Annotated in this window: 35 protein-coding genes and 2 pseudogenes; 8 read left to right on the forward strand and 29 right to left on the reverse strand. The window is 60.0% G+C overall.

The features are described 5' to 3' along the window. Window positions 1-12 precede the first annotated feature (12 nt). The 17 genes from ACS5RD_RS22265 to ACS5RD_RS22345 all read right to left on the reverse strand — a co-directional run bounded on the left by ACS5RD_RS22265 (window position 13) and on the right by ACS5RD_RS22345 (window position 8536). Window positions 13-1674, reverse strand: a complete 1662-nt coding sequence (locus tag ACS5RD_RS22265; RefSeq protein ID WP_489929184.1) for a hypothetical protein — start codon at window positions 1672-1674, stop codon at window positions 13-15. After that, window positions 1671-2003: a hypothetical protein gene (locus ACS5RD_RS22270; RefSeq protein ID WP_489929185.1), complete on the reverse strand. Its 333-nt coding sequence runs from the start codon at window positions 2001-2003 to the stop codon at window positions 1671-1673. Before ACS5RD_RS22270 ends, ACS5RD_RS22265 begins: the two co-directional genes overlap by 4 nt. Window positions 2004-2205: 202 nt before the next feature. Then, window positions 2206-2460, reverse strand: a complete 255-nt coding sequence (locus ACS5RD_RS22275; RefSeq protein ID WP_489929186.1) for a DUF2312 domain-containing protein — start codon at window positions 2458-2460, stop codon at window positions 2206-2208. Then, window positions 2457-3041 (reverse strand): phage protein Gp27 family protein, encoded by a 585-nt coding sequence (locus tag ACS5RD_RS22280; RefSeq protein ID WP_489929187.1) that lies wholly within the window; start codon window positions 3039-3041, stop codon window positions 2457-2459. Before ACS5RD_RS22280 ends, ACS5RD_RS22275 begins: the two co-directional genes overlap by 4 nt. A gap of 3 nt (window positions 3042-3044) precedes the next feature. Then, on the reverse strand, window positions 3045-3347 hold the full coding sequence (locus ACS5RD_RS22285) for a VpaChn25_0724 family phage protein (RefSeq protein ID WP_489929188.1): 303 nt from the start codon (window positions 3345-3347) through the stop codon (window positions 3045-3047). Window positions 3348-3351: 4 nt separating this feature from the next. Then, complete coding sequence (locus ACS5RD_RS22290) at window positions 3352-3711, reverse strand: DUF2730 family protein (protein WP_489929189.1); 360 nt, start codon at window positions 3709-3711, stop codon at window positions 3352-3354. Beyond that, complete coding sequence (locus tag ACS5RD_RS22295) at window positions 3708-4217, reverse strand: hypothetical protein (protein ID WP_489929190.1); 510 nt, start codon at window positions 4215-4217, stop codon at window positions 3708-3710. The genes ACS5RD_RS22290 and ACS5RD_RS22295 overlap by 4 nt, the downstream gene beginning before the upstream one ends. Continuing rightward, window positions 4218-5159, reverse strand: coding sequence for a glycoside hydrolase family protein (locus ACS5RD_RS22300; protein ID WP_489929191.1), 942 nt, complete (start codon window positions 5157-5159; stop codon window positions 4218-4220). A gap of 97 nt (window positions 5160-5256) precedes the next feature. Continuing rightward, the gene (locus tag ACS5RD_RS22305) at window positions 5257-5643 is read right to left on the reverse strand and encodes a helix-turn-helix domain-containing protein (protein ID WP_489929192.1); all 387 of its coding nucleotides are present in this window, start codon (window positions 5641-5643) and stop codon (window positions 5257-5259) included. Then, a complete protein-coding gene (locus ACS5RD_RS22310) occupies window positions 5640-6290 on the reverse strand; it encodes an MT-A70 family methyltransferase (protein ID WP_489929193.1) in 651 nt (216 codons plus the stop codon). The genes ACS5RD_RS22305 and ACS5RD_RS22310 overlap by 4 nt, the downstream gene beginning before the upstream one ends. Continuing rightward, window positions 6287-6730, reverse strand: coding sequence for a phage protein GemA/Gp16 family protein (locus ACS5RD_RS22315; RefSeq protein ID WP_489929194.1), 444 nt, complete (start codon window positions 6728-6730; stop codon window positions 6287-6289). The genes ACS5RD_RS22310 and ACS5RD_RS22315 overlap by 4 nt, the downstream gene beginning before the upstream one ends. Window positions 6731-6735: 5 nt before the next feature. Then, window positions 6736-6984 carry a hypothetical protein gene (locus tag ACS5RD_RS22320; protein ID WP_489929195.1) on the reverse strand — a complete coding sequence of 83 codons (249 nt, stop codon included), beginning with the start codon at window positions 6982-6984 and terminating at the stop codon, window positions 6736-6738. After that, window positions 6981-7244: a hypothetical protein gene (locus ACS5RD_RS22325; protein ID WP_489929196.1), complete on the reverse strand. Its 264-nt coding sequence runs from the start codon at window positions 7242-7244 to the stop codon at window positions 6981-6983. Before ACS5RD_RS22325 ends, ACS5RD_RS22320 begins: the two co-directional genes overlap by 4 nt. Next, window positions 7244-7480, reverse strand: a complete 237-nt coding sequence (locus ACS5RD_RS22330; protein ID WP_489929197.1) for a hypothetical protein — start codon at window positions 7478-7480, stop codon at window positions 7244-7246. Before ACS5RD_RS22330 ends, ACS5RD_RS22325 begins: the two co-directional genes overlap by 1 nt. Beyond that, complete coding sequence (locus tag ACS5RD_RS22335) at window positions 7480-7743, reverse strand: hypothetical protein (RefSeq protein WP_489929198.1); 264 nt, start codon at window positions 7741-7743, stop codon at window positions 7480-7482. The genes ACS5RD_RS22330 and ACS5RD_RS22335 overlap by 1 nt, the downstream gene beginning before the upstream one ends. A 3-nt stretch (window positions 7744-7746) precedes the next feature. Beyond that, window positions 7747-8388: a DUF3164 family protein gene (locus ACS5RD_RS22340; RefSeq protein WP_489929199.1), complete on the reverse strand. Its 642-nt coding sequence runs from the start codon at window positions 8386-8388 to the stop codon at window positions 7747-7749. A gap of 1 nt (window position 8389) precedes the next feature. Further along, on the reverse strand, window positions 8390-8536 hold the full coding sequence (locus ACS5RD_RS22345) for a hypothetical protein (RefSeq protein WP_489929200.1): 147 nt from the start codon (window positions 8534-8536) through the stop codon (window positions 8390-8392). An 86-nt stretch (window positions 8537-8622) separates the two neighbouring features. On the opposite strand from ACS5RD_RS22345, the gene ACS5RD_RS22350 reads away from it, so the two are divergent. From ACS5RD_RS22350 to ACS5RD_RS22360, 3 genes are read left to right on the forward strand one after another with little or no spacing between them, the layout of a single operon-like run. Then, window positions 8623-9273 (forward strand): hypothetical protein, encoded by a 651-nt coding sequence (locus tag ACS5RD_RS22350; RefSeq protein ID WP_489929201.1) that lies wholly within the window; start codon window positions 8623-8625, stop codon window positions 9271-9273. A 34-nt stretch (window positions 9274-9307) separates the two neighbouring features. After that, window positions 9308-9727: a hypothetical protein gene (locus tag ACS5RD_RS22355; RefSeq protein ID WP_489929202.1), complete on the forward strand. Its 420-nt coding sequence runs from the start codon at window positions 9308-9310 to the stop codon at window positions 9725-9727. Beyond that, on the forward strand, window positions 9714-9953 hold the full coding sequence (locus ACS5RD_RS22360; RefSeq protein ID WP_489929203.1) for a hypothetical protein: 240 nt from the start codon (window positions 9714-9716) through the stop codon (window positions 9951-9953). Before ACS5RD_RS22355 ends, ACS5RD_RS22360 begins: the two co-directional genes overlap by 14 nt. A 528-nt stretch (window positions 9954-10481) precedes the next feature. On the opposite strand, the gene ACS5RD_RS22365 is transcribed toward ACS5RD_RS22360, so the two are convergent. From ACS5RD_RS22365 to ACS5RD_RS22385, 5 genes are all read right to left on the reverse strand, one after another. Then, the gene (locus tag ACS5RD_RS22365) at window positions 10482-11462 is read right to left on the reverse strand and encodes a hypothetical protein (protein WP_489929204.1); all 981 of its coding nucleotides are present in this window, start codon (window positions 11460-11462) and stop codon (window positions 10482-10484) included. Window positions 11463-11466: 4 nt separating this feature from the next. Further along, entirely contained in the window at window positions 11467-11973 is a 507-nt protein-coding gene (locus ACS5RD_RS22370; protein ID WP_489929205.1) for a hypothetical protein, read from the reverse strand. 211 nt (window positions 11974-12184) lie between these two features. Next, complete coding sequence (locus tag ACS5RD_RS22375; RefSeq protein ID WP_489929206.1) at window positions 12185-12487, reverse strand: hypothetical protein; 303 nt, start codon at window positions 12485-12487, stop codon at window positions 12185-12187. A gap of 64 nt (window positions 12488-12551) precedes the next feature. Further along, window positions 12552-13325 (reverse strand): hypothetical protein, encoded by a 774-nt coding sequence (locus ACS5RD_RS22380; protein WP_489929207.1) that lies wholly within the window; start codon window positions 13323-13325, stop codon window positions 12552-12554. Between the two features lie 7 nt (window positions 13326-13332). Continuing rightward, window positions 13333-13752: a SwmB domain-containing protein gene (locus ACS5RD_RS22385; protein ID WP_489931420.1), complete on the reverse strand. Its 420-nt coding sequence runs from the start codon at window positions 13750-13752 to the stop codon at window positions 13333-13335. 63 nt (window positions 13753-13815) lie between these two features. On the opposite strand from ACS5RD_RS22385, the pseudogene ACS5RD_RS22390 reads away from it, so the two are divergent. The 3 genes and pseudogenes from ACS5RD_RS22390 to ACS5RD_RS22400 all read left to right on the forward strand — a co-directional run. Further along, window positions 13816-14331, forward strand: a pseudogene (locus ACS5RD_RS22390) (DNA adenine methylase); the annotation flags it as partial. Between the two features lie 627 nt (window positions 14332-14958). Further along, window positions 14959-16046, forward strand: a protein-coding gene (locus ACS5RD_RS22395) for an IS3 family transposase (protein ID WP_489928006.1) whose coding sequence is annotated in 2 segments (ribosomal slippage) — window positions 14959-15214 and window positions 15214-16046 — 1089 coding nt in all. Because the reading frame shifts where the segments join, the coding sequence is not laid out codon by codon here. Between the two features lie 392 nt (window positions 16047-16438). Then, a complete protein-coding gene (locus ACS5RD_RS22400) occupies window positions 16439-17782 on the forward strand; it encodes a calcium-binding protein (protein ID WP_489929208.1) in 1344 nt (447 codons plus the stop codon). A 313-nt stretch (window positions 17783-18095) separates the two neighbouring features. Here ACS5RD_RS22400 and ACS5RD_RS22405 read toward each other — a convergent pair whose 3' ends face one another. The 7 genes from ACS5RD_RS22405 to ACS5RD_RS22435 form a co-directional block, all read right to left on the reverse strand. Further along, window positions 18096-18866 carry a DNA adenine methylase gene (locus ACS5RD_RS22405; RefSeq protein ID WP_489931421.1) on the reverse strand — a complete coding sequence of 257 codons (771 nt, stop codon included), beginning with the start codon at window positions 18864-18866 and terminating at the stop codon, window positions 18096-18098. A 191-nt stretch (window positions 18867-19057) separates the two neighbouring features. Beyond that, window positions 19058-19363: a hypothetical protein gene (locus ACS5RD_RS22410; protein WP_489929209.1), complete on the reverse strand. Its 306-nt coding sequence runs from the start codon at window positions 19361-19363 to the stop codon at window positions 19058-19060. Beyond that, window positions 19360-19671, reverse strand: a complete 312-nt coding sequence (locus ACS5RD_RS22415) for a hypothetical protein (protein WP_489929210.1) — start codon at window positions 19669-19671, stop codon at window positions 19360-19362. Before ACS5RD_RS22415 ends, ACS5RD_RS22410 begins: the two co-directional genes overlap by 4 nt. A gap of 10 nt (window positions 19672-19681) precedes the next feature. Continuing rightward, window positions 19682-20767, reverse strand: a complete 1086-nt coding sequence (locus ACS5RD_RS22420) for a pyocin knob domain-containing protein (protein WP_489929211.1) — start codon at window positions 20765-20767, stop codon at window positions 19682-19684. A gap of 2 nt (window positions 20768-20769) precedes the next feature. Then, entirely contained in the window at window positions 20770-22587 is a 1818-nt protein-coding gene (locus ACS5RD_RS22425; RefSeq protein ID WP_489929212.1) for a host specificity factor TipJ family phage tail protein, read from the reverse strand. After that, entirely contained in the window at window positions 22545-22823 is a 279-nt protein-coding gene (locus ACS5RD_RS22430; protein ID WP_489929213.1) for a hypothetical protein, read from the reverse strand. The genes ACS5RD_RS22425 and ACS5RD_RS22430 overlap by 43 nt, the downstream gene beginning before the upstream one ends. Window positions 22824-22873: 50 nt before the next feature. Continuing rightward, complete coding sequence (locus tag ACS5RD_RS22435) at window positions 22874-23128, reverse strand: hypothetical protein (protein ID WP_489931443.1); 255 nt, start codon at window positions 23126-23128, stop codon at window positions 22874-22876. Here ACS5RD_RS22435 and ACS5RD_RS22440 point away from each other — a divergent pair. Next, window positions 23084-23605: pseudogene (locus ACS5RD_RS22440) on the forward strand (integrase core domain-containing protein); the annotation flags it as partial. The gene ACS5RD_RS22435 and the pseudogene ACS5RD_RS22440 sit on opposite strands and share 45 nt — an antisense overlap. Window positions 23606-23609: 4 nt before the next feature. Next, window positions 23610-23870 carry a hypothetical protein gene (locus ACS5RD_RS22445; protein WP_489929214.1) on the forward strand — a complete coding sequence of 87 codons (261 nt, stop codon included), beginning with the start codon at window positions 23610-23612 and terminating at the stop codon, window positions 23868-23870. The last annotated feature ends 841 nt before the right edge of the window (window positions 23871-24711 follow it).

Raw genomic sequence — 24711 nt, forward strand, 5'->3', positions numbered from 1 at the left:
TCAAACTCCAATTCATTCTCGCAACCCGCCCCGCAAACCTGCCCCTAGCGGCGAGCGGTATTCGTCGCGGCGACCATCATCATTGCCGGGGAAATCCCAACCGCTGCCATTTGCAGGGCTGGCAGCACGATTTGCAGGTTCATAGCTGTATTCGACAAACCGCATCCGGCTCGCCCAATGCGCCAAGGCCACAGCAATGGCATGGTCACCGTGGCGCTTTTTGCCCGTGGTGCCTTCGCGCAGCGCTGGAACCCGAGCGATGCCCCGCACGATCTTGATGGCGCGAATGTCACCGAGGTGTTCAGCATCGGCGATCAGGGCGATCATGTCGTCTTCAAACGCCACCTTCAGCGGCGGCATGTGCAGGCGATACCATTCTTCAGAGAACTTGACGGCGATCACGATGCCCGCACCTTCGGGGTCTTCGCGCAAGCCAAACTCGCGGCCCATATCCTCTGCCACCGTCCACCCCATGCCGGTCGCGTCAAAGGCCGCACCAATCAGGCGAGAGCGGACGTGCTGAAGGATGGTCCGCACAATCAGCTTCTGCTCGACGCCCGGCACATTGCGGAGTTCAAATGCCAGAACCTCACGGCGTTTAAGGCGCTGTTCAATGGCCATTAAAGACCCGGCTGTAAGGTCAGCCACACGGGCAAAGTCGAAGCCAAAGGCGAACTGCGGTGTTAGGTCCAGCGCTTCGAGCTGTGCGCGCAGATCGTCCATGAACGGGGCCATGAGGGACGCCTGATCGAGCCGCGAAGCGAACATATAACCCGGCGGTAATTCCAGCCGCAGCACCGGCGTTTTGATCGTCATCCGCGCCTCAATCAGCGGCGCTGGCAACCATGCCCCCGATGAGAGCGAGGGCACGCAGTAAAGTTCTTCGTCGGCATTGTCGCGGTAGCGGTTAATCACCCCCTCGCGCCATTGGGCCTCTGCCTCGGCAGTCCACTCTTCGCCGGTCACTAATGCGATGCGGCGGTAAAGCCCCTGCTCCAGTGCCTGATCCAGCGTGATCGCCATATGGGCATAGTTTGACCGACCGCCGAGAATGTCTTGGATCTGGACGTTGAACTCGTTTTCCGCGCCCAGATGCGTCGAGCAAACCACGACTTGCCCGCCCCACATGGTGAACGCCATCGCGGATTTCAGGAGGGCTGGCAGATCGTCCACAAACGCCGCTTCGTCGATGATGACGCAACCCTGCTTGCCGCGCAGCCCGCGCGGTGCCGATGACAGCGCCATGATCTCGAAGCCGCTGGCAAACTTGATCCTGAAGGCGTTGATCGCCTTATCCTCGCTGTCCTGGTCAAACAGCACTTCCTCGACAGCACCGGCTGCGGAATTGAACGCCTTGGCCCACATTGAGCAGACGTCGATAAACTCGCGCGTCATCTCTCGGGAGTATGAGATATACATCACGTCCATGCCGCGTGCCGATTTCTGCCGGGCTGCGCGCAGAACGGCATAGGCCCCCAGCGCCCAAGTCAGCCCGATCCGGCGTGATTTCTCGACAAACAGCACCGGGCAAGCGCTGTCCAAGAGCGAAACCGTGCGGGCTTGGTAGGGCAGCAAGACAGAGGGCAAGCCATGCGCCTGCACCTCAGCCGGGATCGATGCCATAGCCGCAGCACGTGCCGCCGCCCACTGCTTTTCGGTCAGCATTTCACTCATGGCGCGGGCCTCTCGGTTGACCGTCGCCAGAATTCGACTAGCTCGCCGCCCTTGTCGGGGTCATGGCAGCGCCACATGGTGCGGAAATACGGATCGGGCTGCGTGTAATAGGTCGAGCACTGCCGGTGTTCGGCATTGCCCCAGCAGCTGGTGTGCGCGGAGGGCGGCGGGGTATAGAGCGATTCCGCGACCGCTTGGCATTTGCCAGAGGCCAGCAAGGCGCGCTGGTGCTGGTCTTGCATGATTGCATAGCCGATGCTGGCCGCGAACACTGTGGCACTGCATCCGCCGACCATCAGCGCTTTGAGGTTGTCGCGCTGCAAGATCATTTGTGATCTCGGCCGGTTTGCGCCCAAACCCGCGCCTGTCCGGGTTCAAGGCTTTCCAGCAATGCCTGCTCATCAGAAACTAGATTGTCGGCCGGGCATTCGACCAAGGCACCGCCAGTTGAAAAGCCGTCTTGCCTGCATTTAATGCAGCGTCCAATGAATGCCCCGCCAAACGGACTCGTGCGGGTCAAAGCATGCGGCATCACGGCATCCCCAGCGCGGCTTTATACATGTCGATGACAGCCTCTTCCTCGGCGATCTCGTCGGGCCTGCGCTTGCGTAGGGCGATGACCTTGCGCATGACTTGGGTGTCGTAGCCCCGGCCCTTGGCCTCGGCGAACAGTTCCTTTTCCTGCTCGGCAACAGCGACTTTCTCGGATGCCAGCTGCTCGGCGCGCTCGATGAACTGGCGGAGTTCATCAGCCGTGACAGCGTAGGCCTCGGTTACATCGGTCACTTGGTCACCCCCAGAATTTCGGCTTTGATCGCCTCGGCCGTTTCAGCCGTCAGACCCTTGGCCTTGGCGACGGTAGACACCGCTTCGCCCAGGCGTTCTTGCAGCGCGGCGGTCTCTTTGGCCTTGCGGGTGCTGGACATGTTTTGCGCGGCCTGCGCCGAACGGAAGGCATCGGCCAATTCCTTCAGCTCTTTCGGCGTGGTGCCATCAGCACCGTCACCAAGCATGTGCAGGACGGTGGACTTGATCATCTCTCCTGCAATCACCGTCAGATCGTCACTGGCCTTGGCATCGTGCTTATCGACCAGCACAGCGACGATTTCGCGGGTTTGATCCAGCCTGCGCGACAGCCGAGCTTGGCGCACGGAATAGCGGTTGAAGCTGCTGAAGGCAGGAATGGCGAACTCCAACTCGCCGCGATGTTCAGCCATCAGCGCTTGGCACTTGGCCATGAACTCGGCGTAAATATCGGTCTGGGTCTTTTCGCGATCCGACAGCGCGGACGCCGCCCATGCCACAATTCCATCCGCCTCTTTGGGTAGCAGATCAAAACTGGATAGCCGCCCGCGCCCGATTACCATCGTTCACTCCCCCGCGCGGCTTGGGCGGTCGATGCCCTCAATCACAAGAGCGCGGCGCAGATGACGCGCGCCCTTCTCGGTCAGGGTGGCGATAACGACGGAGTCGGCACGCAACAACGTGACAGCACCTATTTGCTCCAGCCAATCCAGTTCCCCGTGAATCCACTCGCGGGGCCGGTCGATGCCAAGGCGCAGCAACTCTTTGCCGATAAAGCCGGAATGCAGGCGTTCATCCACCTGCTTTGACAGCGCTTTCAGGATGATCAGCCGTGCATCAGGTCGCACCACATCGTTTTCGTAGGTCATAACATCAAGACTTTCGCAGGAGGTGTTCTTCGTGGCGGCTGACGGTAGCTTCCACCCGCTCCATGATTTCGCCGTGGGAACTGAGCTTGACGTTCATCACATCGAGGGCTCCCGAAAGCCGCATCATGGTCAGCTCAAACTCGTGCATGTCCTTCTTGGAAGGTCCCGCCTGTTGTTGCTGATCCATCATCTGCACGCGCTGGCCGATGGCGGTGACTTCCGCAGTCAGCGTCTCCAGTCGCGCCCCGTTCTTTTTCGATGGACCGCTGAAAATGTTCCAAACGACCGTGCCGAGGTTGATGAACGTGGAAAGGGCCAACGCCCAAAGGATAAGAACCTGCACTGTGGTTTCATCAGGCGTCACTTGGCCACCCACGTTTTGACAACGTCCTTGACCGTGTGACCGCCCATATAAAGGGCCATATAAAGGCCGCTTAGCTGGATCAGGTCGGTGAAGGGCATGGGCGGCAGCGCGGTCTTCCAGATCGCGTTGGCGACGTGCAACAGCACCGAATTCCACAGCCAGAGGAAGCCCAGCAGATACATGCCAGCCGGTCGCCAAGCGCGCATCCAAGTTGGCTCGTCCTGCTCGGCGGCAAGGGTCGCCAGTTGTAACTGGAGATCGCGATCGTAGGCCGCGAGCATGTCAGGCGTGCTGGCTTCGACCGCGCGCATCGCCTCGATGACGCGTCCGGGGGTGGTGTCGGCCACCGCCTCCAGTTCATCGGGGCGAAGACCTGCCCGCGCCGCAATGGCGGTGACCACTTGGCCCACCAACTGACCATCTCTGTCGCCCAGCTTCCTGCGCAGCAGCTTATCGACAAAAGGCAGCCCGGCCTTCAGCGCCATATCGGCGAGGATGAGGCTCATTTAGAAACTCCGCAAAAAGGCCGCAACGCGCGGCAAGACAGGGTTGGCCACCGCCGCAACGGTGTCGCGGTAGCGGTAGAGGTAGTTCAGGCCGTAGAGGGCAGCGGCGGCGATCAGCACCGCATTCGCGTGTGGCAGTGCTAACAAAGCATCCGCGAGATCGGAGGTGCCGGTGGGCAGAGAGACTGCCGCGACCGGGGCTGCAACAGCTGCGGCAGTGGTTTTGGCCTTTGCGCGCGCATCGAGTTGACGCTGCAATGTGGCCAGCGTGGCGCGGCCGATAATGCCGTCGACCGTCAGTGCATGATCCAGCTGAAACTTGCGGGCGGCGCTGTCCAGAATGGCATTGGTGTTGGTGCCGGGATCATAGCCCAGCACCCGGAAGCCTGCGCGGGCGGCGGCAATCTCTGCCCCCGAAAGCAGCAACCCCCAACGAGCAAAGCCCACAACCGGCGTCGGCAAAGCTTGGCCGCGATAGATGCCATCCATCAGCATGGCGAACTCGCGCTCGCGCCGCGCGGTCAGACCGGGCAGCACCTTGCCACCCGCTTTGTTCCACGCGAGCAGTCGCGCCCGGATATCAGCGCGGGACGCTTTGGCTTTCCAGCTCTTGACCCAAGTTGCCCGACCGATTGCGCCAAGGTTCCAATGAAACGAGAGGCCCGCATCGAATTCATTTTGCTTGGGGCGGCTGACGGTTGCGGCTTGGGTGACAGACATTGCCACTTCAACGGCTGGCTCATACTTCGCGCGCAAAGCCTGTTGCAGCAGGCTGGTTGCCTGTTCCTTGGTGATGACCATACCCGCCACCGGCTTCACAATACCGGAGGCGGCAGTCAAACCTGCACCGATTGTCCAGACACCCACGCTGTCACGGTAAGCGCGCAGCACGACGCCCTCTTCAAGCTCTAGGGCAGAGATGCCTTGGGCGCTGGTTTGCATGATGTGATCCCCGGAAAATGGCCGGGGCGGCCCCCAGATGATGGGGACATCATGCGATGCAAATGGGGGGCAAATCCGCCCGCAACGGTGTGCGGGGTCAGAGCAGTTTCAGCTGACGCACTTCTTTCAGATCGGGAAAGGGACGTTCATCCTTGCCCGAACGCCAGCGGCGCACCGAAACATCAGTGGCGTGCAGTTTGCGGGCGATTGCCGTGTTAGACAAGCCCTCGACCACGGCAAAATACTGCGCCAACCACGGCTTTGCATTCGGCACGCGGCGTTGAAGGCTTTTGCGCTGGGCGAGATGGCAAAGGGCCTGCGCCCCCTCCATCCCCAACACCATGACGAGTTCAGAATTGGCCGATGGCGTCTGTGGGATGGAAATCTCTGTTCCGCCAAAATGCAGCAAGAACTTTACCGCCAACTCGAAGCCGAGGGCGGTGATGTAGGGTTCCACATGTGCTGGCGGGCGCGGATGGTTCACGGATCACCGCCGAATTTATCGATCTGGTTGCCCCAGACATCATTGCCCGGCCAAGGCTCCCGTGCGAACAAATCACAGAAGTAATAGTGCCGCTTGAACAGCTTCTCGATCATCTCGCGCATCTGATCTGGCTTGCGCGAATGCTCGCGCCGGATCGCCTCGATGCTGTCGGCGATATCTTCTGGCTGCAGGATTGTCTCCGGGTCGATGATCACATTGCGGATGCTTTTCGAATCCGTCTCAGCCGGGCCAAAGCGCCCGACGAGATAAGGCTCGGTCGCAGAGCGCAGAACAAAGCCGGTGCCGAAGTTGACCTTCCAATGCACAGTGCGTTTCAGCCAAGAACCGCCCGTGACATATTGAAAGCCCCAAGCCTTCATCACCTCCATCGCCTGATCCAAATGCGGCCATGTGGACCACATGAACAGGTAGCAGTCCCGACCGGCCAGATCGGCAACCGGCAGCGCCTTGATGGCATCCAGTGACATCGTGCCGTAATGCGCCTCGGGGCTTTTGTCGTAGCCCTTGTCAGAGCGCATCGCATAAGCCCAAGGCGGATCGGCAAGGATCGCGCCATATTTCATCGGCGTCAGACCAGCAAAGGGCCAGTTGTTTTGTGGCCTTTGGATGGGAGTGGCATCGCTCAAAGCACGATCCCCGCGCGACCGCACATCGCCTTCAGCGCCTCGATCACGGTGGCGATCTGCTTCCAGTCGCGCAGCCCATCGATGTCGAAAGGCACAGCGCCCCATGCTTTCTCGAATCGTGCGCGGATGAAGGCGTTCAGGCCCGACGCTCCGGGCAGATCGACCGCTCCGGCCTTGTGCAGCTTGCCCCACAGCGCATGGCACAAGCGGATATCGCCGCGCGTGGCGGGGCGTCGATAGGCGCGGCTGTTCTTCCCGGCCGATGGCTTGAACCCGCGCACCTTCAGCGCCTCAAGCACCGCCAGATGCTCGGCAGGCGTCATAGCGGTCAGGCTGTCTTTGCCGGTCACCAGCAGCTGGAGATCGCGCCGGGTGTCATTGTCCATGCCCAGATCACGGCAGGCGACGTGGATGGTTTTCAGAACGGTGTTGGCGACCATTTTGATCACTCCCCGATGTTCGTTGCTGCATGGCGCATGGAGATGTGTAGGTTGACTGTGCCGACCAGATCGCGGCACCCAATTTTCGACTTCCGATCTCCTTGATCCCGCGCATCGCGCAGCTTGTCGCCAATCGCGTCCTCGGCCTCGTTCCCTTCATAACCGGGGGCATAGCCGTTGGTGAAGTTGGCGATTAGCAGGCCCAATTCGGATCGAGTCAGTTTGATCGACACGGTTCCCGGTCTGTCAGTCATTTCTCCCGCCCCACTTTGATCGTCTTGCCCAATAGCTGCTCGATCGCTTCACCGAACTGGTGGGCAAGCACGTTGATATCGACGACGAAACTGCCGCCCTGACGCCCCTCAACTTGGAGATGCACCTCTTCGTGGGTGACGCAGACGGTGAAGCGCGTCATGTCATCCATCGTCCCTTTGGCCTCGGCCAAGGGCGCGCCAATCGCCCCGCGATCTGCAGCATAGACAGGGACGGAAAAGTGGCAGGCTTCGCGGTCCATCACACTGCCCCCGGCTTTGGCAGGGCGAGCATCTTCGCCTTCTTAGGAGCCGCGCGTTTCAGCGCCGCTTCGCGCTTCTGCTGCTCTTGCAACCGTGCCAGCGATCCGAGGAAAAAGCCCAGATCATCAAGGTCGTCGGTTTCGACCTCAATTTTGATGATCCCCTTCGTACCCCGCGTGACGGAGCTTAAGGATTTCAGGCGCAGCGTGCCTTCGGGGTCCAAATAAAGTACCATTACTGCACCGTGCCGCCAGCGGACATCAGATCAGCAACCGCAGCATCGTTTCCGAGCTGCAAATTAGCCGTGACAAGCTGCATCGCCTGCTCGGACGACATCTTGCGCTGGTCCTGAAACGCCACGATCTGCCCGGTCAAAAAGGCGGCAACCGCAAGCATCGCATCGCCGCCAAGATGCTCGGTGTACTTGCCGAGCAACGAGGCGAGATCATTGTGAAACTGGGTCATTTCGGGAGTGGTGAGGACAGATGTTGCTTTCATGTCCTACTCCTCCGCCATAGCGCCGGCTGTGAGGCTGATCTGCTCAAACGCGCCCGTCTTCGGATTGCGGCGGTGATACCGCACATAGAGCGCGGTGCGATCAACGATCAGGGCGGCGTCAACCGCCTCCATTGCCCGCGCCCATTTGGGATCGGGTACACCGGCGCGATCTTTCATGGGCAGCTTCCGCAATCCCAGAACGCGCTGGGTGTCGATCCTGCCCTTTTTGCTCACCTGAAAAGCATGATCGACCAGAGCGCGCATACGCGGATCGGTCCGCCCGTCCTCGTCCCAGCTTGCAATGCACTCATCAATCAGCGCCTTGGCTGCAAGCAACTCCGGGCCGAAGCTGATGGTGTCAGAAACGGCCAGCTCGACTTTCACTTCACCGTCAAAGCTCTTCAGCTCAAATCCGCCCCGCGCGCCGCCGATCTTGACGCCAAAGTTCTCCATCATCAGAGCTTTGGCTGCCTGCATCTCGGCGAGCGACTTTTGCTGAAATGCGGCAAGCCCGCTCGAATGCACTTCGGCTTGGGCGACAAGGCTTTTCGCCAGATCGTTCTTCATCCGTTCAAGGTCGCTGATCTGATCGACGGGGATCAGATGGCCAGCGGCGTTGCGCCAGAACTTCTCTTGTTCATTCATTTTAGCGGTCCTTTAAATGGGTGATTAAGAGGGTTTCCGGGGCTTCTTCCCCCGGCACGGTCGCCACGAGGCCAAGCTCGACGAGCACGATGGCCATCGCTTCGATTTCATCGGCGGAGAGTGCAACAAGGGGGTGCTTCGTATCCATGCCATATATTAGCCATTGCGGGCCATATATGGCAAGCCCAAAATGGCTAATGTTGTCGGATTAGCCATTTTGGGCTAACAGGAGTTATGGACCCCGTACTTTCCGCCATAGATGACGCCCTAAAGCGCTCCGGTTTGTCCGATGCAGCGGCTTCAAAGTTGGCTGTTGGCAACCCCGCGCTTATCAAAAACATGAGAAGCGCACGCGGCGAAGATAAACGGTATAATTTTCAGTCCCTTACAGAATTAGCGCGGGTCCTCGGCTTGGACTGCTACTTCGGTCCAAAGCGTGTTTTTGGAGGGTTTGCCGAGCAAGCTGATGATTCAGATTTGCAACAAAATGCAGCAACGCGGGCGGGCCATCTCCCGATTCCTTGGCATCCGGCGATGCGAAGGACAGGCACCTCACCAGTTGCATTTTTGCATTCATGGCTCGCCTCAGAAGGGTTAGTGCCAGATCATCTTCAGGCGATTGCGCCAAAAGAAAGCCTTCTATCGTTCACGAATGCGAAAAACACTGTTGCCGTAATCCAGACCAATGCTGCGCAAAAAGGGTCGGGCGGAGTGTGGTGCTTTCAGGAAGGCAACACCATCGGCATCGCGCGAACGGTGTTCCTCGATGGCAAACCTATCCTGTTGCCGCGCACAGAAAGCGAAGAAGCCAGAACCCTGTCAAAAAGCGTGGAGCAGGCAGCTCGCCTGCTCGGTAAGGTTGTTTGGCTGGGACTGCTCACATAACCTCTCAGCAATGACATAATCGAAGGAAAGATAAATGCGCGCCTTGGTCTCTTGTTCGATTGTTGCCGTGCTTCTAGCCGGGTTTGTTCTTGGTGCCATTGAAGTGACGCAAAGGTCGCCTTCAGAGCAGGCACGGCTGACATTTGAACGGCAGTTTAAACATTGGGTTTCAGCGATGGATGTTGCAGATGATTGCAACACAGTGTCTTTTGATAACCGCAAAGTTTCTGAACTCAGCCGCCAAGCCGCAGCGACATTTTATCCCGGCCTGCGGAACATCCTGAAGCGAGATGAGTATGTCGCCACGCTCGCGAGCCTCGTCCCACACGCCAGATTGGCGCATGCGGGCGGATTTATCGTCGGCAATTGCGCATCCTCTGAGGCAGCAGCAACGTTCGCTAGATGGCCCGTTGACACCGCAATCAAACAAGCAGACCGCTATGACGGACGTTGAGCGCATAGAGCAACTCGAGACTCGGCTGGATCAGGTCCAGCATGTGAACGAACAGCTCTTCACGTTCATCTTGCAACTGCTCTATGATCCGCAGCTGCGCGCCGCGATAGAAACCCAGTCCGATGCAAGTGACATGATCCGCATGATGGCTGGCGCGCGTGAAGACCAGGGTGACCACATCGCCGCGCACCTGCTGGAGCGCGTCTCCGACCGCATAAAGGACTAATCTGCGGCAAAATCTCTTCCCAGTAGCCTATGCTTGCAAACAACATTGCTCCGCCAATTTCCTTAGCTTTATCAGGGTATTAGCGCAAACTGGGAAGACATTTCCTTTCTGGGAAGCCCCCTTCCCAGTTCCAACCGTCGAAAAGAACGTTACAGCGCGTTGAACCCGGCCTAAACACCCCATTAAACCCATATTTTACTGGCGTTTAAACGGTCACTTGCCCACCGTCCGCAATCGGCCCACAATGGCCCCGCAGACCCCGCAAAAGGCCATTTTCAGGCTCTCTGCCAACTCCACCGCGCGCAACCCTTCGCGTCACCCACTGGCCCTCAAGCCCCCGTAATCACGGCGCTTTTCGCCAGTTCCCACCAGTTCTCGGATATTCCCGCTTCTCTGCAGGTTATGGTGTCAACACACAGTGGCTGTAGCGTGACATCAAATTTTGCAGGGCGTGACACCAATTCTTGCAGCAGAACGGTTTTCGTCTGATAGGTTAGAATGGGGAGTTAAAGGGGGCGTTAAAGCCCCTTAGAAGATCGCGGTGATGATGACCAGCCCCGGCCCGCCCGCGCCACCACCACCGCCCGTCACACCAGCCCCACCGCCACCTCCGCCAGAGCCGATGGCACCATCGCCACCCCTGCCGCCTGTGCCAGTGTTGTTAGAGCCACCGCCGGTGCCGCCGGTCCACATGAAGCGATCTGCGTAGGCCCCTCCGGGGTTTCCAGCAACTCCCCCGCCATTTCCTCCAGATATCGGGGATACGATAGGGCCGGTGTTTTGTATCTGCCCACCATTGAAGTTTGTGGTTGTGCAACCGCCCCCACCGGTCCCTCCTGAGGTTAACCCACCTGTTGCGCCAAAGGTGAGAGCCGTGCCGTTGCCGCCCGCAACCGCGCCACCGGGAGAGCCTAGCTGCCCTGCGACCATCGCCGCTATGCCAAGCTGTGCGGCCGCCTGAACGGCGGGTGTGGCGATGACACCCGCAGCACCGGCGGCACCAACAGCCGCAGCTGCGCCGTTGCCGCCATTTGCCCCGGCCGAGGCTCTTGCCAAAGTCGCAGCCGAAGACACGTCGCCAGATGCGAGAGAGACATAGCTGACGTTTCCCCCAGAGCCTGCGCCGGGGAAAACATAGAGGGTTGATTGACCCAGCTTTGCGACCGAAACATCAACCGTCGTGATCCCGCCACCACCGCCACCACCGCCCGGATTGCCAGCCGCGCGCGAGAAGCCATTCCCACCGTTGCCGCCCGGCCCGAGGACGTTGATTTGCAGCGATTTAGCGCCCTCTGGTACGGCATAGGTCTGCCACGCGCCGGTGTAGTTGAAGATCGCGATTTCAGGGGCCTTTACAGCAGCTGCCCAGCCCGCCGCATAATCGCCCGCGCCAGACTTCATCAACGCCTGCCCGACTGTTCCACCTGAAGGCAGCAGGCGCGGCGTCATCAGGTTCAGCTTGTTGCGAACCGCAGCGACAAAGAGCGTGATCTGGCTGGCGAGGCTCATGGCGTTACAACAGCCCGGTGTTGAAGGTGGTGACGAAATCCGTGGTCGGATCGCCCATATCAGCAGCGGACGCCGCGCCAAGGTTGGCGAGGCCAAATGCCTTCTGTGGGGCTGTCAGGGATTGTGCGGCATCGATGCGCAGACGGTTGCTGAGGGCGGCGGTAACGGTGCCCGCAAAGTTAGCATCATCCCCCAGCGCCGCTGCAAGCTCATCGAGCGTATCCAATGCCCCCGGCGCGCCGGTGGTCAGCGCATTGAGGGCGGTTGTGATTGCCTCGGTGATCTTCGTCGATGACCACGTCGTTGTGGTCCCGGTCGCCCCGTCAGCAATCGCGGCCCCCGCGCTGCCAATGGCCGCTTTCAACTCGTTGATCGCGGCGACGAGGTTGGTTTTTGTGGTGGTGGTCAGGGCCGAAAGATCGGTGGTGTTGCCATTCACCAGCGTGCGGAGGGCTTTGCACTCGGTGGCGACACGGGTCGCGAGGTCGATTACTTTTTGAGCCAGCGACATGGCCTATCCTTTCAAAGAAGCAGATTGTCAAAAACGAGATCAGGCGACGGCAGATCGGGCCAATCAGCGGAGCCTCCGGGACCGGGAGGCCCCTGCACGCCAACAGCTGTGAACCTGATTTGAGAGCGTGACGGCGTCTGCAAAACCAGTGACGGCCCTGCGACCACTTGGATCGTCAGGACCGTCCGACGCGGGGTGATGGTGAGGCCGCTCATCGCGCGCGCACCTTGAGCTCGACGGCAGGCCAAGCGGTGGCCAGACCATCCGGTTGGATCAATCTGATCCGCAGCGGCATCAGAACATCGCGCGGGAAATCCGACGACCATTTGACCACGCATCGAAATGCCCCGGCCACGGCGTTTGTGACGGTCAGGGTGACATGCGGAGCCATCGCGCTATGCGGTTCGAACACCGAAAGGGTTGCGCCGGTGATGTCGATTGGCCCGCCCTCATCGGTCAGAACTCCGTCAAAAACGAAGTCTGACCCCGGCTCTATCGTTTGAAGATCGCTCATGTTCGGGACTTCCTAACGAGGTGATCGAAGAGTTCTGTGCGTCGCGCACAGGGGTGTTTTGCCATCATGCCGCGACATCATAGCGACCCGACAACCACCGCTTCACCTTGGCCAAGTCCGAGGCGAAGGCGGCATCGCCCAGCAGATCGCCTGCGAACAGCGCCAGTGCGTCCGCATCGCCCTGCGCCCGCTGCGTTGCCCCGCCCAGCCGGAACGATGCGGTCGCCAATGCGGTGTTAGCCGTGGCAACTGCGGAGGCTGACAGCCCTGTCGCCAAATTCAGGATGCGGGCGGTGGCGGTGGCCCCGCCGCTGGATGAGGCGATCAGAATGTTCCAGCCGTCCGTTGCATCGACGGATGCAATCGCATTGCCCGCACGGGCGCGCAGCGCCAGCTTGCCGTCCAGTTTGGTCACCAGCTGGATGCCGCCCCAAGTGGTGCCGACCGATTCCACGCCGCAGAGACACCCGGTTGGCACAACGCCGTCAGTATCGCGGTAAGCCACAACCATCGTCCACGCCGCGAGGGCGTTGAAACTGGGGCCAATGAGGTAGGGGTTTGCCGCCAGCGATCCCGCAGGGAATGACAGGACGTCGCGGCCCAACAAGGCATCGCGACGGGTCAACGGGCGCGCGGCAGCCGTGGCCTGCGCCAAGGCGGTATCTGCCACATCGACCGGGGCAACTGCGGACACAGCCCCGGTGACAAGCGTTGCGGCTGATGCCAGCCACACCCCTGCTGCACTGGCCAGCGCGCTGATATCCGTGACCAGCATACCGATATTGGCAAGGCCAGTAGTATTGCCCGCGCGAAAGTTAAGCCGTTGAATCGTAGTCATTTTGACCTCATACTGCGGTGATGGTTTTGTCGATCATCGACAAATAGAAATCGACATACTCGCCGGGGAAGAAAACCGAGGCGGGGCCTTGCTGGCAAAGGTTGCCCCAGCCCGCCGAATGACCTGTGGGCGCGGCACCAAGCACACGCTCGAACGCGTAGCGCACCGATACCGAGGCTCCCGGCGTGATAGCTGCGCCAAGCGTGATCGTGATTGTGGTGCCCGAGATGGCGACAGCCGAAATAGTCTGGCGGACACCGCCGACATTGACCACAAAGCCATCGTCAGTGGCGACCTCGATCAAATTGGTTTTGCGGACCAAAGCACCGGTGTTGGCTGGATTGTTGGTCGTGATGGTCACGGTGCTGCCAGAGGCTGTGACCGTCACGGCCTTGAGAGGCTCCCAGTTAACCCCTTTGTCCAGCACGAGATGCGAGACATACCCTTCCAGTTCGCCCAACTTGGCATAGCCGCGCGCATCGTGATGGATACCAACCCCGACACCCTCACCGATCTGGAACGAGCCGCGCGCTTTCTCTACCTTCAACGCACAGCTTTCGGCGGCAAAGTCTCGGGTCGAAACTTTGGGGTGTCTAAGGGACGGTCAGGACGGTTCAACCTTACGACGCTCGAGCCGATGCTCGAAGACTTGCACACCCGCCTTGCGGGCGTCGTGATCGAATGCTTGCATTGGGCCGATTTCATCGCACGCTACGATGATGCAGGCACGCTGTTCTATCTCGACCCGCCCTATTGGGGCTGCGAGACTGACTACGGCAAGGCCATGTTCGAGCAGGCCGATTTCCAGCGCATGGCCCACCAGCTCGGCAGCATCAAGGGGCGCTTCCTGCTATCGATCAATGATGTGCCTGGGATACGCACGATCTTCGCCGCCTTCCAGTTGACCAGCGTTTCGACCACCTATTCGGTCGGGAAAGCAGGAGATCGATCAGAGGCGCGGCCTGAGTTGCTCATCAGCAACTTCCCAATCGGCCTTCCATCCTGAACGCCTTTTTGCGGTACTTTGGCAGCAAATGACTTCCATGTTCGACCTGCGGTCAAGTCTGCCATCGCGTTTGCATCTGATTGATATCTAAGCAATAATCTGAACATGGAAGTGATCGGTGAACTTTTCGCCCAACTTCCATGTTCGGATTGGGGATTTAGGCCAAATCTTATGTGTATTGCGCGCCAGATCGCAGCAAAATCACGCATTTACAATATGTTAAACGGTGCCTGCACGAGCCACGCCAAACCACCCGCATTCAGCCTGCAACTGTCGATATCGGGCAAAATGGGACTTCCTGCATGACACCGCGCTATGCCCGTCAAATCGCAGCCACCATCCCATAAGCCCTTTATTTCATTGGGCCTTCCGAGTTCTTCCGGCTTCCCCCGGCCTCTTCCGGTTTCCTGCAGTATTAGGTGTCACTCAACAGTGGCGTGACAGCAAAAGCTGCAGAGTTTGACAGCATAACCTGCAGCAACGCGGTTTTCAGGTTTTAGGCACACGGTCGACAGAATACCAGCGCTACGAGTATTTCAAAAATCAGAAATGCATGGGTAATCCCCCCCGAAAGTAAGGGGCTGCATAAGTAGAATTTTCTCGCCAAGATGAACGAGGAGATTCTGAATGAAGACAAGCAGATACACTGAGGCGCAGATTCTTGCGATCCTGCGTCAGGCCGAAGGCGGTGTGCCGGTGGCAGAGCTGTGCCGCGAGCATGGCATGAGCAATGCGTCGTTCTACAAGTGGCGGGCGAAGTATGGCGGCATGGATGCGTCGCTGATCAGCCAGATGAAGGCCATCGAGGACGAGAACCGCCGGCTGAAGCGGATGTATGCGGACCTGAGCATGCAAGCCGACCTGCTGAAAGAGGCTCTCGGAAAAAAATGACGCGGCCATCTCAACGCCGCGAGATGGCCGAGAAAGCGGTGGCGCGACACAAGGTCAGCATTGCGCTGGCCTGCCGGGCCTTCGGGGTCAGCGAGACCTGCTATCGCTATGGCCCGAAGTTAAAAGCCGAGAACGAAGAGATCGCCGACCTTCTGGTGGGTCTGACCGACGCCCGCAAGACCTGGGGCTTTGGGCTGTGCTTTCTGCATCTGCGCAACGTGAAGGGCCATCCGTGGAACCACAAACGCGTCTATCGGATCTATTGCGCCTTGGAACTGAACCTGCGGATCAAGCCCCGCAAGCGGCTGAAGCGGGACAAACCTGATGTGCTTGCTGTGCCCGAGGCACCCAACATGACCTGGTCCATGGACTTCATGGCAGATCGCCTCGGTGATGGCCGTGCGTTTCGGCTGCTGAACGTGCTGGATGACTTCAACCGCGAGGGGCTGGGTATCGAGGTTGACTTCTCGCTACCCGCCGAAAGGGTCATCCGGAGCCTGGACCGGATCATCGAATGGCGCGGCAAACCCGGCACCATAAGGGTCGACAACGGCCCGGAATACATCAGTGGCAAGCTGCTGATCTGGGCTGAGAGACAGGGCATCACGATCCAGCACATCCAACCCGGCCAGCCGCAGCAGAACGCCTACATCGAGCGATACAACCGCACCGTCCGGCATGAATGGCTCGACCAATACATCATCGAAACCATCGAGGAGGCACAGGATCACGCCACACAATGGCTATGGACATACAACAACGACCGCCCGAACATGGGCATCGGCGGCATCACACCCGCCCAGAAACTGAAAATGGCCGCGTAAGTTCTACGGATGCACCCCGTTAAAAATGGGGGGATTACCCATGCCGCCTCGGCCCCAGCGCCAGTCTCATTTAACGGGGTGTTTAAGCTCGGTTAAAGGGTCAATACACTGGAACCGCCGCGCATGGCGCTCGTCGATACAGAATTTCTCAGCCGTGGCTTTCGCAAACGATCTAACGGGCATCATGTCCGTTAATCCTTAATAGTCCGCTGAGCATGTAAACGAGACTGCGCACCAAGACCTGCCATATGCTATTCTGGAACGGCACAGCCCGGCTACGGGGGTGGATAGCGCGTGCCATTGTTGGTGGACGTCGGCTGTTGGCACCTTGCCACCCGTTTTGGCCCCTGCGGCGGATCAAGAACCTTTATCAATATTTTGGGGTAAGTATAATGCCAGTTATTCCTGGATCTGACGGACCGGACACTCTCTACGGCGGTGCAGACAACGATACCCTCTACGGTTATGGCGACAGCGATTACCTTGGCGGCGATCTAGGCAACGATACGATCTACGGCGGCAATGGCAGCGATAGCCTCTACGGCGGCGGCGGCGACGATAGGGCCTATGGTGGTGCCGACAATGACACGCTTTTTGACGGCGCTGGCAATGATAGCCTCTACGGCGGTGCCGACAACGATACGGTCTATGGCGGTGCCGGCAGTGACACGCTGTCTGGCGGCAGCGCCAGCGATAGCCTCTACGGGGGCAACGGCAACGATACGATCTATGGCGGCGACGGCAGCGATAGGGCCTTCGCTGGCAACGGCGACGATACGGTCTACGGCGGCGTCGGCAATGACAGCCTTTGGGGGTGGGTCGGCAATGACAAGCTGTCTGGCGGGATCGGCAGCGATCGCCTCCGCGGCGGCGTCGGCAATGACACCCTGTCTGGTGATGCCGGTAATGATAGCCTCTTCGGCGGCGGCGGCAACGATACGGCCTACGGCGGCGTCGGCAAGGACACGCTGTCTGGCGATGCTGGCAGTGATAGCCTCTACGGCGGTGCCGATAACGATACGGTCTATGGCGGCACCGGCAATGACACGCTGTCTGGCGGCGTCGGCAATGATCGCCTCTACGGTGGGACCGACAACGATACGGTCTATGGCGGCGACGGCAACGATAGGGCCTTCGGTGGCTACGGCAACGATACGGTCTACGGCGGCGTCGGCAACGATTTCCTTGACGGCTGGGTCGGCAATGACACGCTGTCTGGCAGCGACGGCAACGATAGCCTCTTCGGCAGCGCCGGCAATGACACGCTGTCAGGCGGTGCCGACAACGATATCCTCTACGGTGGCACCGACAACGATAAGCTCTATGGCGACGACGGCAGCGATAGGGTCTCCGGCGGTGCCGGCAACGACACGCTGTTTGGCGGTGCCGGCAACGACGTGCTGAGGGGCGGTGCGGGGGAGGATGTGTTCGTGTTCAATGCGGCGGCCGGGGTGGCGAACAGCGACAAGATCATCGGCTATGTCTCGGCGGATGATCGGCTCCAACTGGAAGGCACGGTGTTTGCAGCGCTGGCACCGGGGGCACTGGCGGCGGAGAATTTTGCCGCCAACCTCAGCGGGCGTGCGGTGCGGGCCACCGACCACATCATCTACGAAAGCGACACCGGCAATCTCTTCTATGACGCCGATGGGGTCGGCGGTGTCGCCGGCGAGGTGTTTGCCAATGTCGGGGCCAATCTGGCCGGCTTTGGTATGGATGAGTTCCTGATCATTTGATCCAGATCGCGGCATCCCGCCGCGCTGTGGCCGACGCTGAAAATGGGGCGGGCCGTCGGGCTGGCCCCATTTTTTGGCCATGATTGACGTTCGCCTGACCATCGTATTGTTCACGTTTAACTGCGTTCTCGCAGGGGCGGTTTATCTATTCATGATGTAAGGTCTCTGCCGAGCTGGCGCTTGGCGAAAAGGCGTGCCGAACTCGAGGGTCCGGTCCGACACGCCTTACACTCCGCCACTCACGACAGATTTGGAGTGCGGATGCATAACTTCAGCAGCTGCGATCTGGTTCCTAATCTCAGGGCGACAACACCTAAATGCTGCTCAGCTCGTAGTTCGAGATCAACACCTCTGCCCGCTCGGGTGCCACCCCTTTGGCCGAGATCGTGTAGGTGGTTTTCACCTCGCGGAATCGGAAGGCTTTGAAGGTTTCGCGCACGCATTCAACGTCGTTTAAAGACAGGATGAAACGCCCCTTTAAGCCGTCCAGCACGGTAGCCAACTCTTCGAATCGCTCACGGGCAAACAGCGCCTTGCCATAATCGCCCTCGCATCCCCAATAGGGTGGATCGAGATAGAACAAAGTCTCCCGCCGATCCACGCGGCGGATGAATTCGGCGAAGTCCAGACAGGTCACGGTTACACCGGAAAGGCGGCTGTGCAACGCCTCAAGATCTGTCTCCAGCATGGTCAGATTGAACCGGCCAGGCCGCTCGACCGCGAGCCCAAAATTCTTGCCCGAGACCTTGCCGCCAAAGGCCAGTTTCTGAAGGTAAAGGAAGCGCGCTGCGCGCTGCAGATCGGTCAGGGTTTCGGGGTCCACATCGACCAGGCGGTTGAAATTAGCCTGCGTGGTGATCTGGAATCGCAGCATGTCGAGGAAGGCGACGTAATGCTCCTGCAGCACCCGAAACAGGTTATAGACGTCGCGGCCGCGATCATTGATGAACTCTGCCTGCGGACATCGTGTCCGCCGCAGAAAGATGCCACCCATGCCGACAAAAGGCTCGGCATAAGAACGGTGCTTGGTATCATTGTCGATCAGCGCGCAGATACGGCGGGCTAAGTTGCGCTTGCCGCCCAGCCACGGGGCGAACGGGCGTGATCGGCGTTAGCAAATTATTCATACGAATCGTGCCTCTTGGGCCTGCCCAGAAATGGGCGGTGCGGCCATAAGGCGAGAGCTGGTCGGTGGGGGCCTCATTCACAATTTGACCCCGCGTCGGGGGGTGTTGACGCACCCCCGGGCCTCCCCTGTTGGGGTGGCCGGTATTCTCAGACAGCCACGGTCATCGCCGCTTCAAACAAGCTGTCCATCTGCTCGGGCGTGAAGCCCAGAAGCCATGCCATCTCGTCGATGGTCTGCGAGGTGCGCCGCCATTCGCGAGCGTTGAGGATCGCCTCGCGCATCGCCCAGGGCGTCGCCGGATCGGCGGCGGTGGCATCGAGGGCAGCGCAGATCGTAGGGCCTGCGGTGAGGCAACCTTGCAGTGGGCTGCAGACCATCATCGCGCGCCGTGCTGTCAGATCGGCGGCATCCTTGATCTCGGCCGGGATCATCTGGCCAAAGTCGATGTTCATGGGGCGATCTCCGTCTCATAGGCGGGCAAGGAAATTGCGCCGTCCACGCTCACCAGAAGCGAGGCTGGAAACCGCGTGGCCTGCGGAGCATTGGCCCCATGCGGCAGGAACAGCGGGATATGTAACACGCCCGCGATGCGGGTGATGTCGCCTGCAATCCAGTCGCTTTGCACCGCCGCTGCGGGCAGGATCGCGCCTTCCGTGACCGGGCCGAAGTTAAACCCTTGGCCGTTGATTGTCAGCACATCGCCCTGACACGACAGGCTGAGGCGGCCATCGCGACGTTGCGGGGAGAGAATGATCTGCATGGGTTTCTCCTTAGAACCAGCGCCCAACGGCGGTGAGCATGGTGGAATCGGCGCGGCGGGCATCGGTTTTATCGCGCACTGAGAAGGTGCAGCTGGTGGTGCCGGGGGCGGCATCCGCCATCACCGCCGCCAGCACCGTCGCCACCGCCATGCCCGACAAAACCGGGGCTGCGATAAAGGCGGCCGGATAAGTCCAGGTCGTGGCCGCCCCGCTTGAAGCGGTCATGGTGCGGCTGCAGATCAGCCTGCCATCGGCGAATTTGAGGTATTCGCCATTGGCATTCGCACCGGGCTCGAACAGCGCACCGGTGGGCACGCCAGCGGCCTGCGAGACCGTGCCGAGCACATTGCCGGAGTTGTACATCCGCTGCCATGTTGACCAGGCGGTGCCGTTGTAAAACCGCACGAAGATCAGGTTGTTGAACGCCAGCGGCGACCATTCCTGATAGATGCCGGTGTTGTTATAGATCTCGACGCGCAGCCGTCCGGTTTTGGCCATGCCCGCCGGAAACGTGCCCACCGCCGTGCCGATGGTGCGGTAAAACCCGACGCGGGTGGTGGTGTCATCAAGATCGGCGACGTTGATGCCGCCCGAAACCCCCAAGCCAAATGCGCCCACCGTCAACAGCCGCCCGACACTGGCGTCGGTGTTGCTCTGCTGGGCATCATGGCCCGCCGACAGCCACGCGGTGCCGGTGCAGACCAAGACCACGCATTGCCCCGGCCAGATCGCGAAGGTTGCAGCGCCGTTGACGAGCTCGGCCCCGGATGGGTCGATGGTGATGATGCCCGCCCCGGAATTGCGCAAGGCCACCGTAAAGCCCGCAGCGGCGGTGGCGGCGGCTGGCAAGGCGAGCGTCCAGGTGCCGGTGCCATCCAACAACCGCCCGCGATCCGCCAGCACGACGGTGTAGGCGGCGGTTTTGGCGGCATAGCTGGACCCCAGCGCGCCAAGCGTGGCCAGCGCCGTGGCGGGCAACCCGTCAGTCCCGAGCAGCCCGGACAGAAAGTCCCGCAGCGCGGTAAAGGTGGCCTTCATCTGGATATTGGTGCGGATCGCATCGGTAAAATCAGTGGTTGGCGGTAGTGCGGTCATGATCAGCTTCTCCAGTAGATTGAGGCATCGGCACCCCAGAAGGCGTTTGCATCGGCCAGCCAGAAATCACCGACGAGAACGCCCAAGACGGCGGCTTGCCACGGCCCGGCTGTCAACCCGACGCCGCGCACCCGCACGAGGGTCTTTGAGGGGAAGAGCAGGTTCAGGGCGTAGTTTGAGGCGGTGGTATCGGCGATACGGGTCCAGCTGACCGTCGGGTCCAGCGGATCAAGCCCGGAGGCCATTTCGATCTGATAGCTTTCCGCCCCTGCAGCGGGTCGCCAAGACAGCACCGCGCGCCCCAAATCGGCGGGGATGCGGCGGGCCATCAAGCCCGCGACCACCGGAACTGTGATCGTGCGCGGCAGCGTGCTGGTGCGGATTGGCGCGGCCGTCACGCCCTGATCAGCGGTATGCACGGAAGGGTCTTCGGTCACGGCCTCGATCGCCACCTCATAAAGCCCGCGTGGCTTGACCCCGGTGACCTTGGCGAGCGTGCGCCATGTCTCGGCCAGCCCAAACACCACATGGGTGCGCTCGCGGTCAGAGCCCACATAGGGCGTCATGTCGGGCATATCAGCCAGCACCACGATCTCGGGCGACGGCCCGGCCGTCACCAGCCAAGGCCCGCTTACCCCGCCTGTAGCGGTGCGCATGCCGATGTAATAGCTGCCCGCATCGAAGATCATCGGCTCGGTCAGAGTCAGGCTGCGGGTGCCCGCATCCCAAGCCACCGCTTCGGCATGTGCGCCCCAGCCCGGCATGTCATGCTGAACCGCGATCAGATCGCCGATCGACGGAATGAAGCCTTCCATCTCGGTCGCAAAATGCACGATGCGACGGCGGTATTTGTTGGCGGCGGCGTGATAAAGGCCCTCACGATATACATGATCGCGCACCGTCGCGCCGAACAACTCCATCTTGACCGGCCGGGACAGAGTGCTGCCCGCAAGCGCTGCCGTCACCCGGCGCGGCGACCATTTGGTCTCGTCAAAGTAGGCCACTTCCAGAGCATCGGCGGTCTGCTCTGAGGTCAGCAGATAGTCGATCGAGAACGAGCCCTTCTTGATGTTGCGCATCGAGAACAGCGCCACAGGCAAGGTCTGCGGGCCATCGCGCACCACCCGCAGCCGCCCACCCTGCATGAAGATGCGGGCGCGGCCGACGAGGGCGATTTTGGATATCGCCTCCCACCAACTCGCGGCGGAATCGAAGCGACCGTTGAAGGTGTCACTGCGTGCCGTCCAGATCGCATCAAGGGCGAGCAGCGCTGCCAGATCAAGCCGCGCATCGGGTAGGTTGGCACCATAGTCGGCATTGCGCGCGGCGTCGGCGATGGCCCAGGCGATGGAGCGGCTGGCCACTGGCGCGGACCACGAGACGCCATTCCAGACCGGGATTTTGCGGGTGCAGACCACGCCGATGCGGCGGCTTGCTTGCGCCGAGAGGTTGTTCGTCGCCCGCATCCGCATGGCGATCAGCGTCACATTGCCGAAGTCCTGCGTCTCGGCGAGATAGCAGCGTAGGCCCGACCAGATCATCTGGTGGCCAGCACTGGCACTGGAAAGCTTGGGATCAATGCGGTAGGCGCGCAGGCGGTAGCGATACTGATCGTTGCCCGCATAATCCGCATAGGGCTGTGCTGCGAAATCCGGCCAAGCCAGCACACGGCCATATTGCACCGGGATCGCCTGCTCGATGCGCGCCACGTTGCCCTGCGCGCCGATAGAATAGGTCGGCGAGGCAGAGGGCAGCTGCTTCGGCGTCGGCATTGGCATCAGAGCGTTGATCGCAGCTTGCCCCACCAGCATCGCCGCCATGCCGACAGCATTGCCCCAAGTGAAGCTGCCGAAGATGACCAGATCGTGCGCGTGCCGGTCTCGGAGAGTTTCGCGACGTCAACAGCTGCCATATGCCGCCCCCGGCCTTGCAGTGCCTCAAGGGTCTCGACCTGCTGGATGATTTTCAACCGCGCGAGGGCCTTGTCCTTCACAAACTGCGGCAGGGCTTCATACCAAGCCCATGCCTCATCGCGCGATTGCCGTGCTGGGGTCACGCAGGCTGCGGTGTCCGGAAGCGCGTATGTCGGCAATGACGGGTGCTAGGTCAGCGGCGGGCTGGGCAGCGTTGCCGGCCACCGCCTTGTGCAGCCGCACCGCCCTTGCCCGCACGCTGCAGGGCAGCGGCGCCATTGGGGTTGCCCAGCTTCACGCCACGGGCGCGGCCAATTGCGAGCGCGTCCTTAGTGCGGCGTGAGATGGCTTCCCGTTCGGCTTGCGCCACCAGCGCCATGTGATGCCCACTGTCAGATCGCTGCGCAAAATCCACACCAAGCGCTATAACAAGCAGGTTCCTGGGCATCAAATCCAGATGGACGTCAAGTTCCTGACTTTCATAGACAAATCAGGCACCAAGACTCGGCGTTTTCAATACACGGCGATTGACGATGCGACACGGATCCGTGCCCTGAAGATCTACGAACGCCACAACCAGGCCAATGCCATAAATTTCGTCGATCACGTCATCGCAACCTTTCCCTTCCGCATTCAGGAAATTCGTACCGACAACGGCCATGAGTTCCAGGCGAAATTCCATTGGCATGTCGAGGATAAAGGCATCCGCCACGCCTACATTAAGCCCAGCTCGCCGCAACTTAACGGCAAGGTCGAACGATCCCACCGATCTGATGAGCAGGAGTTCTATCAGCTTCTCAGCTACACGGGTGATGTCGACCTGAACGCCAAACTGGCCGAGTGGGAGCAGTTCTACAACCTCGCCAGACCACATGGCGCTCACAATGGGAAAACGCCTTACGAGGCGCTCAGAGAAAAGCTATAAAGTCATGAAATGGTGTCTCGCTAGATCGCCCACATTACAATCCGCGACTTGCTCGGGCGTCAGCACCGCGGCATGGGTTACCGAGCTCGTCGCCGCCGAGAAGATCGATCGCTCCTACCAGAGCAGGGTTCTGCGCCTGAACAATCTCGCGCCCGACGGCATTGAGGCCATCGTAGAGGGGCGGCAAATCGGCGGGGTAACGCTGGCAATGTTGCTGGAAACGTTTCCAGCGGAGTGGGGCGGCAGCTCCACCAGTTTGCTTTGAATGTGTGACCTGCGGTTGTGAGCCTAATCTCTAAGGAAGGCACCCGTCCATTGGTTCCAGCAGGATCCATGACATCCCTTTGATCTGAAACTCTTTTTCACAGCGTCTTGCCGCAGGCAATCTGGGACTGAGTAGTTGCACAGATCAACGTATTGTCGACCCGGAAGGATCGTCTCTTGAAGTGGATTGCTCCAAGATTTGTGAACGCCGGTGGCAAACTTTGCGCGCTCTATCAAAGCACCTTCGCGGTTGAACTGCCACGACGCGAAACCGCTTTGTTCTAGTCAATCCAATTGAGCAGGCTTCACGTAGTGGGCATTGGTGGAGTCTATGTTGTCATTAAGCATTGAAAAAACACGCAGGCCGTGATGAAAATCCCGATAAAATATGCCTGTCTTCTGATGGGCCTCGCTGATGCGCAAGCGGATGGAATCTGCCTAAGGAAATCTTCGTCCAGACGGCTTCGATGCTCAGTCACACACACCTCGTGTTGATAGTCCATCGCTACTCCATTTTTTGCATTCCCAAGAAAGTTCGTGCTTGGGAAAGGCCGCGCGGGGTGACCTGCGCGGCCATACTCGTTAACTACGCTTTCAAAGCACTTCGACTCGTTATCTGCGATGGGTTAGTTGTGTAAGGCTAATGCAACATAAGAAAATATAATAGCGCGGATTTTCGAAACAGTTTGTTGATAAAAATTGCTGTTGGATTCGATCCTCCCTCTACTCGGATCATTGCGCGCCGGGAGACCGCGCCCGCCTCGTGTTGAATCGCTGTATGAGCTACCCCCCGAAAATCGGACAGTGACGGAAGCTACGATCTGAAGTCTGCTGGTCTCCAA

The sequence above is a fragment of the Cypionkella sp. PAMC25878 genome (assembly GCF_058135695.1).

Excerpts from the sequence above, each read along its gene's own strand:
- ACS5RD_RS22265 (WP_489929184.1), bottom strand. The coding sequence starts at position 1,674 with ATGAGTGAAATGCTGACCGAAAAGCAGTGGGCGGCGGCACGTGCTGCG.
- ACS5RD_RS22270 (WP_489929185.1), bottom strand. The coding sequence starts at position 2,003 with ATGATCTTGCAGCGCGACAACCTCAAAGCGCTGATGGTCGGCGGATGC.
- ACS5RD_RS22280 (WP_489929187.1), bottom strand. The coding sequence starts at position 3,041 with ATGGTAATCGGGCGCGGGCGGCTATCCAGTTTTGATCTGCTACCCAAA.
- ACS5RD_RS22285 (WP_489929188.1), bottom strand. The coding sequence starts at position 3,347 with ATGACCTACGAAAACGATGTGGTGCGACCTGATGCACGGCTGATCATC.
- ACS5RD_RS22295 (WP_489929190.1), bottom strand. The coding sequence starts at position 4,217 with ATGAGCCTCATCCTCGCCGATATGGCGCTGAAGGCCGGGCTGCCTTTT.
- ACS5RD_RS22300 (WP_489929191.1), bottom strand. The coding sequence starts at position 5,159 with ATGCAAACCAGCGCCCAAGGCATCTCTGCCCTAGAGCTTGAAGAGGGC.
- ACS5RD_RS22315 (WP_489929194.1), bottom strand. The coding sequence starts at position 6,730 with ATGGTCGCCAACACCGTTCTGAAAACCATCCACGTCGCCTGCCGTGAT.
- ACS5RD_RS22320 (WP_489929195.1), bottom strand. The coding sequence starts at position 6,984 with ATGACTGACAGACCGGGAACCGTGTCGATCAAACTGACTCGATCCGAA.
- ACS5RD_RS22325 (WP_489929196.1), bottom strand. The coding sequence starts at position 7,244 with ATGGACCGCGAAGCCTGCCACTTTTCCGTCCCTGTCTATGCTGCAGAT.
- ACS5RD_RS22330 (WP_489929197.1), bottom strand. The coding sequence starts at position 7,480 with ATGGTACTTTATTTGGACCCCGAAGGCACGCTGCGCCTGAAATCCTTA.
- ACS5RD_RS22335 (WP_489929198.1), bottom strand. The coding sequence starts at position 7,743 with ATGAAAGCAACATCTGTCCTCACCACTCCCGAAATGACCCAGTTTCAC.
- ACS5RD_RS22340 (WP_489929199.1), bottom strand. The coding sequence starts at position 8,388 with ATGAATGAACAAGAGAAGTTCTGGCGCAACGCCGCTGGCCATCTGATC.
- ACS5RD_RS22345 (WP_489929200.1), bottom strand. The coding sequence starts at position 8,536 with ATGGATACGAAGCACCCCCTTGTTGCACTCTCCGCCGATGAAATCGAA.
- ACS5RD_RS22350 (WP_489929201.1), top strand. The coding sequence starts at position 8,623 with ATGGACCCCGTACTTTCCGCCATAGATGACGCCCTAAAGCGCTCCGGT.
- ACS5RD_RS22355 (WP_489929202.1), top strand. The coding sequence starts at position 9,308 with ATGCGCGCCTTGGTCTCTTGTTCGATTGTTGCCGTGCTTCTAGCCGGG.
- ACS5RD_RS22360 (WP_489929203.1), top strand. The coding sequence starts at position 9,714 with ATGACGGACGTTGAGCGCATAGAGCAACTCGAGACTCGGCTGGATCAG.
- ACS5RD_RS22365 (WP_489929204.1), bottom strand. The coding sequence starts at position 11,462 with ATGAGCCTCGCCAGCCAGATCACGCTCTTTGTCGCTGCGGTTCGCAAC.
- ACS5RD_RS22370 (WP_489929205.1), bottom strand. The coding sequence starts at position 11,973 with ATGTCGCTGGCTCAAAAAGTAATCGACCTCGCGACCCGTGTCGCCACC.
- ACS5RD_RS22375 (WP_489929206.1), bottom strand. The coding sequence starts at position 12,487 with ATGAGCGATCTTCAAACGATAGAGCCGGGGTCAGACTTCGTTTTTGAC.
- ACS5RD_RS22380 (WP_489929207.1), bottom strand. The coding sequence starts at position 13,325 with ATGACTACGATTCAACGGCTTAACTTTCGCGCGGGCAATACTACTGGC.
- ACS5RD_RS22400 (WP_489929208.1), top strand. The coding sequence starts at position 16,439 with ATGCCAGTTATTCCTGGATCTGACGGACCGGACACTCTCTACGGCGGT.
- ACS5RD_RS22410 (WP_489929209.1), bottom strand. The coding sequence starts at position 19,363 with ATGAACATCGACTTTGGCCAGATGATCCCGGCCGAGATCAAGGATGCC.
- ACS5RD_RS22415 (WP_489929210.1), bottom strand. The coding sequence starts at position 19,671 with ATGCAGATCATTCTCTCCCCGCAACGTCGCGATGGCCGCCTCAGCCTG.
- ACS5RD_RS22420 (WP_489929211.1), bottom strand. The coding sequence starts at position 20,767 with ATGACCGCACTACCGCCAACCACTGATTTTACCGATGCGATCCGCACC.
- ACS5RD_RS22425 (WP_489929212.1), bottom strand. The coding sequence starts at position 22,587 with ATGGCGGCGATGCTGGTGGGGCAAGCTGCGATCAACGCTCTGATGCCA.
- ACS5RD_RS22435 (WP_489931443.1), bottom strand. The coding sequence starts at position 23,128 with ATGCCCAGGAACCTGCTTGTTATAGCGCTTGGTGTGGATTTTGCGCAG.
- ACS5RD_RS22445 (WP_489929214.1), top strand. The coding sequence starts at position 23,610 with ATGAAATGGTGTCTCGCTAGATCGCCCACATTACAATCCGCGACTTGC.